At 66.6% G+C, this 11830-nt stretch carries 12 protein-coding genes, 1 tRNA gene, 1 pseudogene and 1 riboswitch; of the genes and pseudogenes, 7 read left to right on the forward strand and 7 right to left on the reverse strand.

The annotated features are described in order from the left end of the window. Positions 1 to 253: 253 nt before the first annotated feature. Entirely contained in the window at positions 254 to 823 is a 570-nt protein-coding gene (locus ACX1D0_RS00515; RefSeq protein WP_459018967.1) for a DNA-3-methyladenine glycosylase I, read from the reverse strand. A 172-nt stretch (positions 824 to 995) separates the two neighbouring features. Continuing rightward, the gene (locus ACX1D0_RS00520; protein WP_459018968.1) at positions 996 to 2363 is read right to left on the reverse strand and encodes a 13E12 repeat family protein; all 1368 of its coding nucleotides are present in this window, start codon (positions 2361 to 2363) and stop codon (positions 996 to 998) included. Between the two features lie 173 nt (positions 2364 to 2536). On the opposite strand from ACX1D0_RS00520, the gene ACX1D0_RS00525 reads away from it, so the two are divergent. From ACX1D0_RS00525 to ACX1D0_RS00540, 4 genes are all read left to right on the forward strand, one after another. Further along, positions 2537 to 2615, forward strand: a tRNA-Gln gene (locus ACX1D0_RS00525). A gap of 667 nt (positions 2616 to 3282) precedes the next feature. Continuing rightward, complete coding sequence (locus tag ACX1D0_RS00530; RefSeq protein WP_459018969.1) at positions 3283 to 3666, forward strand: hypothetical protein; 384 nt, start codon at positions 3283 to 3285, stop codon at positions 3664 to 3666. Then, on the forward strand, positions 3659 to 4657 hold the full coding sequence (locus ACX1D0_RS00535; RefSeq protein ID WP_459018970.1) for an exonuclease domain-containing protein: 999 nt from the start codon (positions 3659 to 3661) through the stop codon (positions 4655 to 4657). Before ACX1D0_RS00530 ends, ACX1D0_RS00535 begins: the two co-directional genes overlap by 8 nt. Positions 4658 to 4716: 59 nt before the next feature. Beyond that, on the forward strand, positions 4717 to 5649 hold the full coding sequence (locus tag ACX1D0_RS00540; protein WP_459018971.1) for a hypothetical protein: 933 nt from the start codon (positions 4717 to 4719) through the stop codon (positions 5647 to 5649). A 13-nt stretch (positions 5650 to 5662) separates the two neighbouring features. Here the strand turns inward: ACX1D0_RS00540 and ACX1D0_RS00545 are convergent, their stop codons facing one another. The 5 genes and pseudogenes from ACX1D0_RS00545 to ACX1D0_RS00565 form a co-directional block, all read right to left on the reverse strand. Beyond that, entirely contained in the window at positions 5663 to 6397 is a 735-nt protein-coding gene (locus ACX1D0_RS00545; protein WP_459020469.1) for a tetratricopeptide repeat protein, read from the reverse strand. A gap of 108 nt (positions 6398 to 6505) precedes the next feature. Continuing rightward, positions 6506 to 6661: pseudogene (locus tag ACX1D0_RS00550) on the reverse strand (DUF4236 domain-containing protein); the annotation flags it as partial. A gap of 254 nt (positions 6662 to 6915) precedes the next feature. Beyond that, on the reverse strand, positions 6916 to 7593 hold the full coding sequence (locus ACX1D0_RS00555; RefSeq protein WP_459018972.1) for an ABC transporter ATP-binding protein: 678 nt from the start codon (positions 7591 to 7593) through the stop codon (positions 6916 to 6918). After that, positions 7590 to 8342 carry an ABC transporter permease gene (locus tag ACX1D0_RS00560; protein WP_459018973.1) on the reverse strand — a complete coding sequence of 251 codons (753 nt, stop codon included), beginning with the start codon at positions 8340 to 8342 and terminating at the stop codon, positions 7590 to 7592. Before ACX1D0_RS00560 ends, ACX1D0_RS00555 begins: the two co-directional genes overlap by 4 nt. A 73-nt stretch (positions 8343 to 8415) precedes the next feature. Beyond that, entirely contained in the window at positions 8416 to 9486 is a 1071-nt protein-coding gene (locus tag ACX1D0_RS00565; protein WP_459018974.1) for an ABC transporter substrate-binding protein, read from the reverse strand. Next, positions 9476 to 9572: riboswitch (TPP riboswitch) on the reverse strand. (Overlaps the previous gene by 11 nt.) Positions 9573 to 9697: 125 nt before the next feature. Between ACX1D0_RS00565 and ACX1D0_RS00570 the strand changes: the two genes are divergently transcribed. The 3 genes from ACX1D0_RS00570 to ACX1D0_RS00580 all read left to right on the forward strand — a co-directional run bounded on the left by ACX1D0_RS00570 (position 9698) and on the right by ACX1D0_RS00580 (position 11814). Next, complete coding sequence (locus tag ACX1D0_RS00570) at positions 9698 to 9877, forward strand: hypothetical protein (protein WP_459018975.1); 180 nt, start codon at positions 9698 to 9700, stop codon at positions 9875 to 9877. Positions 9878 to 9951: 74 nt separating this feature from the next. Next, positions 9952 to 10473, forward strand: coding sequence for a DinB family protein (locus tag ACX1D0_RS00575; RefSeq protein ID WP_459018976.1), 522 nt, complete (start codon positions 9952 to 9954; stop codon positions 10471 to 10473). 120 nt (positions 10474 to 10593) lie between these two features. Next, a complete protein-coding gene (locus ACX1D0_RS00580; RefSeq protein WP_459018977.1) occupies positions 10594 to 11814 on the forward strand; it encodes a Gfo/Idh/MocA family protein in 1221 nt (406 codons plus the stop codon). Positions 11815 to 11830: the final 16 nt, after the last annotated feature.

An 11830-nucleotide genomic window follows, 5' to 3' on the forward strand; every position in this document is an offset into this window, starting at 1 on the left:
ACACGCGTCAATGAAGTCTTGACAGGAGTGTCTCCTGGTGGTTGACTCAGAGTGTCAACGAGCTATTGACGTACAGGAGGTGAAATCATGGCGAAGAAGGACAAAAAGGTCGCGAAGAAGGCCGACAAGGTGGCCAAGTCTGCGAAGAAGGATGCCAAGAAGGTGGCCAAGAAGTCGAAGAAGTCCAAGAAGTGACTCAGCCCCCCTCTGAGCGTGGAGGCCGGTCCCTGTGCGGGGCCGGCCTCAGGCGCGTTCAGGGGGCCGTCCTCGCCAGCCAACAACCCTGGATGTGGTCATCCGCCAGGCCCACCGCCTGCATGAGCGCGTAGAGGGTTGTGGGCCCGACGAAGCGGAACCCCTGGCCCTTCAGCAGCTTGCTCAGGGCCACTGTCCCAGGGGTCTGGGACGGCACATCCGCGAACGTGAGCGGGGGATGCTCCCGCGCCTCGGGTGCATGCTCCGCGATGAGGTCTGCCAGCCGTCGCCCGTCGTCGTGCAGGGCGAGCAGGGCCTGAGCGTTGTCGATGACCGCGGTGATCTTGGCGCGGTTGCGCACGATCCCCGCATCGGCCATGAGCCGCTCCACATCGTCCTCGTCGAACTCCGCCACGACGGCGGGCTCGAAGCCGGCGAACGCGGCACGGAACGCGGCGCGCTTGCGGAGGATGGTCAGCCAGGACAGGCCCGCCTGGAATCCCTCCAGACAGAGGCGCTCGAACAGAGCGCGCTCGTCCGGCGAGTCCGGCACCCGGCGTCCCCATTCGTCGTCGTGATAGGCCCGGTACAGCTCGTCGTTGGCCCCGAAGCAGCGCACTTTGTCCATGAGTTGATCTCCCTTCAGAGATTCGAGTGTGCCCCCACTCTGGGCCGCACACATGGCGATGTCCCGGACGGCTTCGCGGGCTGGGGATAAGTCACAGCGCGATCAGGCGCGCGCTCGTGGCCCGCTCACCGGTTCGGTGGCGGGCTGAGCCAAGTGGGCTGTGGTGCGCGGATCAGTCGAGGGCGACGGTGCCGTGCGGGGTGACGCGATAGAGGTAGCCGAGTGGGCTGCGCCACAGCACACAGCCTGGACTCTGCAGGTGGGCGAGCCAGTGGCCGGCGGTCTTGGCCCGGTGCACGCGCTTCCTCAGTGGCGCGAGGTTGCCTGTCCGGGTCTGTCCAGGTGGCCCGGAAGCCCGGTACGCCACGGTGTGGTCCTGCTCCAGGCCGCGGCTGGGCGTCTGGGAGTAGGGGAAGGCGTCGGTGGGGAAGATCTGGATCACCGCCTCGCGGAGCCTGTGGCTGGGGCGGTAGGGATCCTCGGCCGGAATCCCCGGCAGGTCGATGACTGGGCGGACCACAAGCTGCTTGTCGCCGAGGAGGAGGCGCAGCGTTTCCTGCGTGAGGACGCCGGCGCCTTCGACGCGGGCTGGGCCCTCCAGGCCGGCCAGAGCTGCGGCCGGGATGTGGACGAACACCTGAGTGACGGGACGGAGCTTCTCCAGCGGCGTGGTGATGGTTCCGCAGGTGTGCCCGGTGCAGCCCGCGGGGTATGGACGGTGGCGCTCCGCGTCGGGATCCTGGTCTGCGGTGGGACCTGGGGAGGCGCCGTCGATGAGGGCCGGCTGAGCGGCGGCCTGCTGCTGCAGCGCCAGCGCATAGGCGGGGTGGGCCAGAGCGCCCAGCGCCCGGGCTCGTAGCTCGGCCTTGGAGACGCCGGCGGCGGTCGGGTCCGCGGCCGGGAGGAGTGCGGCGATCTGCTCGATGGCGGCGTCGAGGTACTTGGCGTCCAGAACGTCGAGCTGGGCCGAGACCTGCATGGAGCCCTCGCGGTACGCGTAGATCGACACGTGCCGGGCCTCCAGGGTCCTGCGTTCTTCCTCGGCGGCGAGCTGGGGAGCGACGTCGATGATCAGCTTGTCGATCAGGTTCATCGACGCCGTCCAGCTGAGCCGGTGCTGCTGCTTCAACCAGCGCGTGGACAGGGTGTCGGCCACCTCCTGGGGGAGCGATTCGCAGCGACCGGCGGCCGCGGCGGCGCGGTGGGGATCTACCTGAAGCTGTTGGACGGCGGTCCACAGCGTGGGGTGCCGGTAGCGAAGGTTGAGGGCGCGGCCGGTCAGGCTGACGGCCTGGCGGGTGGTGCAGCCCAGAAGCCCGGCCAGTTCGAGGCCGAACCACTCCGAGATCAGTGGGCATCCCTCGCCGCCGACCTGGAGGTCCTGCTCGTAGAGGGCCTCGTGGACCGCATCTTCGGTGTCGAGGTGATAGCCCACGGCCAGCTGGGAGACCAGCCGTAGCTCGTCGGCTTCGGCTCGTCGTTTCGTGATCCGATTGGCGCGCAGCTGGTCTGCGAGGTGCTGCGCCTCCGTTGTCTTCATGCCCTTGACGATAGAAAGGACCTCTGACAATTTCGGCCTCCAGGATCGCTCCGGCCAACATTTTCTTTCACGACTTTCTAGAGCGCCGAGCTGGGCGGAGCCGGATGCGCTCACCGCGGGTGGTCGCCCAGGGTTGAGGCTGTATAGACTCAGTCGAGGCCCTCCGGGGCCGTTCCCCGGTTGGTCTTTCGGTAGGGCCCGCCTGACTTTGAATCAGGATTAGCGCAGCAGGTTCGACTCCTGCCCGGGGAGCTCAGACTCAGGTCTGACAAGACGTTGGGCCGGTCCCCCGTTCCGGATGGGACCGGCCCAACTTGGTCCTTGGCCACAAAGCGCTGAAGAGCTTCCCAGCGCTCGGCCTGTGCGCCGAGTACCGCGTGAGGCGGCTCCGGTTCGACCGCATGCAGGCTGAGCAGATGACCGCCAACCTGGCCAGCCAAGGCATCCGGCCGGATGAGTGCGTGTTCTCCTCGATGCAACCGTTGCAGATGGCAGGCGGGAGGATGGCAACCTCGTGCTGCACCTCCGTGACGGCGTCTCTGTAATCGTTCATGGACACACCATGAGCGGAGCGGACAACGCCACTCTGCTCATCATTCTCCGGAGCTGGCAGTTCTCTGGTCTGCCGCCGGCGGTGACGCACCCGAGGGCTAGGCTGACGGAGAAGCGCTAGTGAAATCGGGGGAACGCAGTGCAGGGCTTTGCAGTAATCGATAGCCAGCCTGACTCGTCGGTGGTGGCTGTGTGGCACACGACCCGAGTCGGCGCTACAGATGATGTCGAGCACACGAACGCAGTCGCTCTAGATCTTGACCTCGACCCGTCTGCTCAGCGCAAGGTCCATAGCCTCACCAGAGAACGTGTGGTGCTCATTACTGACGGATCGACCGTCGATCGTCTCCCTATTGCGGGCGTTGCCATGACCACCGAGGACATTGATGCCCTTGTAACCGAGACAACGCGCCACCAGGAGCGCATCCTCAGCGCAGTCGAAGACTACGTTCGCCGCACACGGAAGTACGCGATCGTTCGTCCAACCTTCTCGGCCACGCCTGTTGTGCCCGCGTCGACGGAGGCGCTCAACCTGCCCACTGACCGTGCTCTCAGCGTCGCCAACTACTTGGCCTCAGCCTGGCGTCGATGGCTCAAGGCGGAGGAGGAGAGGCTCAGAAGAACAGCGGATGGCAACGGCACGACGCCCTGGATGATGCCACCTGAGTTGTGGAGCCAGGAATTGGCTGAGCTGCCTATCGAGCTTGCCTCTCGGGCCGTGCCGGAGCCTCTGGCGGCATTCGATGCTTGACTTCACCGCAATCGACTTTGAAACGGCGAACAGCTATCGCGGGTCGCCCTGCTCTGTTGGGTTGGTCAAGGTTCGGGGCGGGGTCATCGTCGATGAGCGGCACTGGCTCATCCGACCTCCGGAAGCCGCAGATTGGTTCGCGCCGTTCAACGTATCGCTCCACGGGATCACGCCGGAGATGGTGGCGTCAGCTCCACGATGGCGCGAGATTCTACCTCGCCTTCTCGATTTCGTGGGCTCCGATGTCCTGGTGGCTCACAACGCGGGTTTCGATATCGGGGTGATGCGGTATGCCTGCGCCGCTGACAACATCGAGTGGCCGAGGGTCTCGTTCCTGTGCACCCTGGTCCTTGGGCGGCGCGCCTATCGTCTGCCGTCCTACCGACTCCCATTCGTAGCCGAGGCGTGCGGAGCCACGCTCTTGGATCATCACGACGCTCTGGCTGACGCCCGCGCGGTCGCCGGCATCGTGGCTGGCATGGCGCGAGCGGCCGAGGTGGCAACGCTCGAAGAGCTGGCCAAGGCTCATCACGTCGTCATCGGTCGCATGGAATCGGGTATCTACCGTGGCTCCGTCTGTGTCTCCTCGGGCGGCGGCGGTAGCCGACTAGTCCGTCCCGACGTCAACGCTGACGCTGACCCGGACGGGTATCTCTATGAGCGCGTGGTCGTGTTCACCGGGGCACTCATGTCGATGACCCGTCAGCTTGCGTGGGAGGCGGTAGCCAAGGCCGGGGGAATCCCTGAACCCAACACGACTAAGCGCACCAACGTTCTCGTGCTTGGCGACTTCAACCCAGCGAATCTGAGGCCCGGTGCGTCCTACTCAGGGAAGGCGCGGAAGGCGTTCGACCTTCAAGACAAGGGCCAGGACATTGAGTTGATGACTGAGGTGGATTTCCGCCAGGTGCTGGACGGCGGCGATCTCCTTGTAGTAAACCCTGAGCGGCTCACGCCAGAGTATGTCAAGGCCCACGTGGAATCACTGTGACTCCCTGACGCCCCTAGACTCTGCGGCGGACGTTCCATCAGGCGAGGAGAGGTCGAAACATGGATGATTGGTCAACCTTGGAAGGCCTCAGCGATGAGCATTGTGAAGCTTTGCTGGTTGCGCTCGACAAGCCGCAGAACGTCGTGCATATCGGCGAGTTATCCGACGAACTCGGCTGGACCGTCAACGACGCGGTTGACGTGGTTCGGGATCTGAGGGGGTCAGGCCTGGCGGAGCGCGACACCTCGGCAGCTGGCGAGATGACCCTGAGCGCGCGGGGGCGGAGAATCACCCGGATGCTGCGGGACAGCAGAGTCAGCGGGGTGGCGCGACGGGATGCGGTCCAGGGTGCGCTGTTGCAGTGGCTCGTTGGCCATCGCGAGTACACGCACCTAGTCGGATTCTTCGGCCATGATGACGCATCGGCGTTCGGCTCAGCATTCTCTGACGACGAGATCCGCGAGGCTGCCGAGTACCTGGGTAGCAAGGGGCTCATTGAAACCTTGGGAACGCGGCAAGTGGGAGTCCTCCGAGCCAGAATCACCCCCGATGGCTGCGCCGCTGCCGCGGCCGGACGGCGTGTTTCTCACGTTTTGGGGATGCGTCATGCACCTGCCTCGTATGTCGACAATCGGGCGGATACATACATTGCCAACAGCACGGTGGGCGCGGTCCAGTCAGGTGGCACCGGGAACGTGCAGCACGTGACCATGAGTCTGAGCAGCGATCAGAGGGCGCAGGTGGTCAACGAGGTGTCTGAGTTGATCCGGCAGCTCGACGCTGCGGACCTGAAGGGCGCGGAACCGGTCAGGAGCGCCCTGGAGGCAGTCAGGGTCGAGGCACAGGCCGGGACTAAGGAGTCATTGGGGCACAAGATCCTGGCAGCTGTTTCCGCGGCGTTTTGCCAGCGAGACAACCAAGTTCGTCGGCACCGCCCTGCTGGCTCTGGCGGGCATCGTGGCCTGATGCCGAGCGCGTTGCGCGGGCGCTAACACCCTGCTGGGTTCAGAGCGAGTCGAGAGCTTCCTTGAGGCCTGGGTACAGCGCATTCTCGGCCAAGACTCGTTCGAGGTCCTTTCGGGCCATCGCCCGCTTTCCCTCAGCCTGGTAGGCGGCGGCTCGCTCGATCAGCGTGCAGTGCCTGAGCTCAGCAGGCTGAGAGCGCCGGGAGAGCGACGACTTGAACGCTTCACGGGCTGCTTCGAAGTAGCCCTGCTCGCGGAGAGCGATGCCGCGCTGTGTCAGGAGGAAGATGGTGAAATCGTCGTTGCCCTCAAGTCCGTTCGTCAGATCCACGACGTCCTGCCATCGGGCCTGGGCACCGTACAGCTCTGCGAGCGATACCGCGGCGAGCGTAGAGGGCTCCAATGACTCCACCAAGTCGGTTGCGCCGGCGAGGTCGCCCGACTCCTGGCGTAGCTCTGCCAGAGCCAACCCGATTGCCTGGCGGCTCAGGGGGAGGCTTGCGCTGATTCCTGGCGCGACGCTGATTGAGGTCGTGGCACTGGCCACGTACTTCTGCATGAACCGATCCTGTTCGGGGTCAAAGCCCGACTGCCAGAGCTCTTCCAAGATCGGACGGCCGCGCTCGTCCTTGTCCGGCCCCTGGTACATGAAAGCGTCCAATGCCATGCATATGTAGCGCGCCTCTGGGTACGTATGTGCGATACCGGCCAGCGCGCCCACGTTCTGAGCCACCAGCGCCTTGAACAACTCCTTCTCCCACTTCGGCGCGAGCAATCCCGGTGCTACTGGCTTCGGTGGCGCAGGGGACTGTGCGGCGGATACCCTCGCACTCGGGGAGGGGCTCCGTCGCCCCCCGCTGGACGTGGAGACGTAGGAAACACCCGTTCCGGGGACGCTGGCGCTCGTGGTGACACGTCCACTTGAGTGGGCCGAGACCCGGCCGTACTTGCTGCCTACTGAGGTGCTGACCCCCCGGGGCGTGACCGTCATCCGAACCCCCGGCATGACCTTGAATGACTTGCGCATGCGGAACCCCATGCCCGCATCCTATGGGTGGGCCGGGCCACCCGACGGCGAAGGCCGGGACTTCCTCCTTTTCCCGAGGGCAAGCCTGGTCACAACCTGGTCACAAACGGCGGCCCGTCGGACCAGATGAGAGCGGATGAGAACCGACGCCATGGGAGAGCTGAGCGGGGAGGCGGGACGAGAACCGACGAGAAGGCCCACTCTCGACCCTCTTTGAATCAGGATTAGCGCAGCAGGTTCGACTCCTGCCCGGGGAGCCGGTTTGACTAGGACTGATGCTTGCCACTCGCAGAATCGTGCAACATCCCTATCACGGTGGCCGGTCGAGCGCTGAGTTCGATGATGCGGTGGGAGAGGAACCTTGCTTCTGCCTGGTCGTGGGTGACGAGCAGGATCGTCCAGCCGTGGCGCGTGGCTGCGTCTCTGAGCCAGGTGTTGAGGTCGGAGCGGGTGAGGGCGTCGAGTGCGCTGAAGGGCTCGTCGAGCAATAGGATCGGGCGATGTTGGGCGACGGTGCGCAGCAGGGCGGTGCGTTGTCGCATTCCCCCGGACAGTTGGCTGGGGAAGTGGTCGCCGAAGCCGTCGAGGCCGAACTCGGGGAGCATGGCGCGGACCAGGGCCCTGCTCGCCGCCCGATTCCGCCGGGCCACGTCGAGGCCGAGCGCGGCGTTGTCGATGACGGTGCGCCATTCGAAGAGGTTGTCGTCCTGGGCGTGGTAGGCGAAGGGGTGCTTCGGGGTGCCCGGGCGGAGGGTCACTTGCCCTGAGGTGGGTTGCTCGAGTCCGAGGAGCACGCGGAGCAGGGTGCTCTTGCCGCAGCCGCTGGGGCCGATGAGGGAGACCACTTCGGCCTCGTGGAGGTCGAAGCTGAGGGCGTCGAGCGTGGCGGTGCCGTCGGGGTAGTGGTGGCTGAGGTGCTGTACCTGGAGGATGGGGGCGTTCACCGGCGCCGCCCTGCGGGGTCGTGCCGGACTCGTCGTGCCCACGGGGCGACGAGTCGTTCGGCGAGCACGGCCAGAGCGAAGAGGGTGATGCTGACCGCGGCGGTGGTCGCGACGGCGGCGAGCACGAGGTCGGTTCGGAAGGCGTTCTTCTGGACTGCCATGTAGACCCCGAGGCCGGCGGTGGAGCCGGCGTATTCGGCGAAGATGGCGCCGACGACGGCGTAGGTGACGGCGATCCGCAGCGAGGTGAAGAACGCCGGTAGCGCCTGGGGCAGTCGCAGGTAGCGGAATTGCTGCCAGCGGGTGGCTCCCATGCTCGCGAGGAGTTCTGCCTTGCCGGAGGGTGTGGCGCGGAAGGCCTCGATCAGCCCCAGGAGCATGGGGAAGAAGGTGACGAGCACCACGAGCAGTATCTTCGGCAGCAGGCCGAACCCGAACCACAGGATCATCAGGGGCGCGATCGCGATGATCGGGATGGTTTGGGACGCGACGAGGAGCGGTGTGATCGCCCGGCGCAGGGTGTCGTTGAAGTCGACGGTGATGGCGACCGCCCAGCTGAAGGCGAGCGAGCAGGTGAACCCGGCCAGTGTCACGATGAGGGTGGCCCAGGTGTGCTCAGCGAGCTGGGGGGCGTGGATGAGCGCCTGCTCGGCGATGCGGCTCGGTGGCGGCAGGATCGACGGCCGGGGCTGGAACACCGCGACCGCGAGCTCCCACAGCGTCAGCAGGACGGCCAGGCTCACCGCCACCGGCCACACCGCCCGGAGGCGCTCGCCTCGCCGGCTGTGTCGCGGAGGTGGCCGTCGCGGGAGGGCGGCTGTGTCAGCCGACGAGGTCATCGGTGAAGTAACCGGCCCAGTCCGGTTCGGTGGTCAGCGGCCGGCCGTCGGGACCGTCGAGGAGGCCGTTGTCCACGAGGAGGCGCCCGTAGCGCTGCCACGTGTCTTCTGTCTGGGTGCCCACCAGTCCCGCGTCGTCGGTGAGGTATTCGTCGGACAGCATGCGCTGGCTTTCGATGACGAGATCGGTGTCGGTGAAGAAGCCCGGGTTGGCGTCGATGAGGATCTGGGCGGCCTCGTCGGGGCTTTCGGCGGCGAACTCGTAGCCGCGGACCAGGGCGGTCACGAACGCGCGTGCCTGGTCCGGGTGCTCCGAGATCCAGTCCGGGCTCCCGGACACGATGACGTTGTAGGTGTCGGGGAAGCCGTAGTCGGTGTAGTGGAAGTAGCGCAGGGGGTAGCCGCGGTGCTCCGCCTCGATGCCCTCCCAGGCGAGGAAGGGGACCGTGAAGTCCGCGCGGTCTGCGTAGAGGGCCTCGTACGCGGACGTGCCCAGGGTGACCGTCTCGAAGTCCCCGGCGCCGCCGTCGGCCTGAATGACCCGCTGCATCATGAGTTCCTCGGCAGGTTCACCGAATCCGGCGTAGGTGCGGCCGTCGAGGTCGGCCGGGCGGGCGATGCCGCCGTCGGCCTTGACCGCGATTGCGGTGGCCCACTTCTGCAGCACGGCCATGACGGAGACGATCTCGGCGCCGGCGGCCTTCGCGACGGTGAAGTTGCTCTGGAAGCTGACCCCGAACTCAGCCTGGCCGGCGTCGATCAACTGGTCGGGTAGCGACTGGTTGAACGGCAGGAGTTCCACCTCGATCCCGGCCTCGTCGAAGTAGCCGCGCTCGAGTGCCACGTACAGGCCGGTGTGGTTGGTGTTGGGGGTCCAGTCGAGGGCGAAGCGCACGACGGTGGTGTCGTCGGGGATCGCGGCGCCGGCGTCGGGCCCGCATCCGGTGACGCCCAGGGTGACGGCGGCGAGTGTGGCGAGGGCGGCGATGAGCCGGCGCCACGGCCCGGATTTCGTGGCGCGTCGGGGGATGGTGGGGAGCGTAAACGTGGTCACAGGACAGTTCCTCCGTCAGAATTACCTGAATCAGGTTCGCGGGTGTGTTCTCAGCCCCTCGTCTGGGGGCACCCCGTGTCGCGGGCCAGTCTAGGGGATCCTCGGCCGCACGCTCGACCGGCTCCCGCAAGGTGGACCGAGTCCTCAGGCCGAGACCCTGGAGGCCGTATCGCCTGAACATCTCGCCCCTGCGCAGGCCGTACTGCACGAAGTGGCAGCCGGGCCCGGCATAGACCTGCACGGCCTGCCCGTCGATGTCGCTCTCGGCGGCCTGTGCAATCGGGACAGCACCGCGGACGCTTCGAACCACTCGATGGTCCCGTCGCAGCACTCGATGGCATGGATCGACGGCCTGGACTGGTCGCGCAGCGCCGCAGCCCTGACCCCCTGACGTACCCGGTTCATGCAACAGGTCCGGTGTCGGCCCCTCCACCGGCGCCCGTGGTGTGTGCGTAGTGTGGACTGGTGGCTGTGGACCCCGAGGCCCGCGCGGAACTGGAATGGATGCGGGAGGACTTCGACCGCTTGATAGCGGGCGCCGCCGACGCGCGGCTGGACGCACGCACCATTGGCACGAGGTGGACCAACCGGGAGATGCTGTTCCACCTGTGGTTCGGTCAGCGAATCGCCAGGGTGTTCATCCCCTTGATCGGTGGCTTCTCGCGCCTGCCGCCTGGCGCATCGCGAGCATGGGCCAGGCTCCTGGCCGCCGCCAGCCGGCCTTACGGGTGGATCAACTATGCGGCAAGCGCCGCGGGTGGGCGTGTGGTGCCACTCAGGCTGATCCAAGGGTGGATGCGCCGCGACACCTCCTGGTTGATCGGCTGGGCGGACGGGGCCACGCCGGCGGAGCTCGGGCGGGGGATGAGCGTGCCGGAGAACTGGGATCCGTACTTCCAGCCGTGGATGAACCGAGCCGACGTGCTCAGGTGGGCTCCTCGGCACTACCGGCATCACCGGGCCCAACTCACACTGGAGCTGCGCTGAGGCCCGTCGATCTGACGGTCGCACAGGTCGAGCATGGAGCGCGGAGGGGGCGTCAGTGGGTAACTTTGCAGTCGCCGCGTCGCCGCGGCCCACGCATTCAGTCGAAAGGACTGCACCCTCATGAAGATCGGTGTCATCGGAACCGGCCAGTTCGCCCGGAGTTTCATCAGCCTCTGGCAGTTGCACCCAGCCGTCGAGGAGGTCTACGTCACCGACCTCGTTCCGGAGCGGGCCGCGCAGCACGTCGAGCAGTACGGCCTGGCCGGGAGTTTCGCGGACGTCGACGCCCTGTTGGCCTCCGATGTGGACTCGGTGGCGATCATGACGCAGCGCTGGAGCCACGGTGAGCTGGCCCTCAAGGCGCTCGAGGCGGGCAAGAACGTCTACTCGGCGGTCCCGATGGCCATCAGCGCGGAGGAGATCGCAGCCATCGTCGCCAAGGTCGAGGAGACCGGCCTGATCTACATGATGGGGGAGACCAGCTACTACAACCCCGCCGTGATCTACGCGCGCAAGCGGATCGCCGACGGCGAATTGGGCCGCGTTTTCTACTCCGAGGGCGATTACGTCCACGACATGGACAACGGATTCTCCGCCGCCTACCAGTTCAGCGGCGGGGAGGACTGGAAGCCGACCGCCAGCTACCCGCCCATGCTGTATCCGACCCACGCCATCGGCGGCGTGCTCGGGGCGCTGCCCACCTACGCCACCTCCGTGTCGTGCCTCGGCATCGTCGACACAGGGACCGACGGCATCTTCGACAAGTCCATCTCCCGCTGGGGCAACGACTTCTCCAACATGACCGCCCTGTTCGAGCTCGCCGACGGCGGCGCGATGCGCACCAACGAGTTCCGCCGGGTGGGCTACTGGAAGGGCCACGAGTCCCGGTTCCGCTTCTATGGCACCGAGGAGGTCTTCGAGCAGTCCGGCGACGGCGCGACCCTGAGCGTCAAGACCGAAGGCGAGGACTACGCCAAGGGCGCGACGCTCGACGTGAGCGACCTGCTCGCCACCGGGCCCGGCGAGCTGCCGGAGGGCTTCGGTGACGTGGATCCTGCGCTGATGCAGAGCTTCGCCTCCGGTAGCGCCAAGGTGCAGGACCGCGCGCGCCTGCCGCGCGAGTTCGACGGCGCCCACAACGGTCACGAGGGCAGCCACCACTACCTCGCCGACGACTTCGTCCGCGCCGTGACCACGGCCACCCAGCCCCCCGTCAACGCCTGGCGGGCGGCCCGGTTCACCCTGCCCGGGGTCGTCGCCTTCGAGTCCGCACGCCAGAACGGGGCGCGGCTCCCGATCCCAGACCACGGCGACGGCCCGGCCGATCCCGGCTGGGACTGACCCCGGTAGCAGCGTG

Source organism: Tessaracoccus pujii (assembly GCF_054483895.1).

What these genes read in the sequence shown, in the direction of transcription:
- ACX1D0_RS00515 (WP_459018967.1), bottom strand. Translation starts at nt 823, where the DNA reads ATGGACAAAGTGCGCTGCTTCGGGGCCAACGACGAGCTGTACCGGGCC.
- ACX1D0_RS00520 (WP_459018968.1), bottom strand. Translation starts at nt 2,363, where the DNA reads ATGAAGACAACGGAGGCGCAGCACCTCGCAGACCAGCTGCGCGCCAAT.
- ACX1D0_RS00535 (WP_459018970.1), top strand. Translation starts at nt 3,659, where the DNA reads ATGCTTGACTTCACCGCAATCGACTTTGAAACGGCGAACAGCTATCGC.
- ACX1D0_RS00540 (WP_459018971.1), top strand. Translation starts at nt 4,717, where the DNA reads ATGGATGATTGGTCAACCTTGGAAGGCCTCAGCGATGAGCATTGTGAA.
- ACX1D0_RS00530 (WP_459018969.1), top strand. Translation starts at nt 3,283, where the DNA reads ATGACCACCGAGGACATTGATGCCCTTGTAACCGAGACAACGCGCCAC.
- ACX1D0_RS00580 (WP_459018977.1), top strand. Translation starts at nt 10,594, where the DNA reads ATGAAGATCGGTGTCATCGGAACCGGCCAGTTCGCCCGGAGTTTCATC.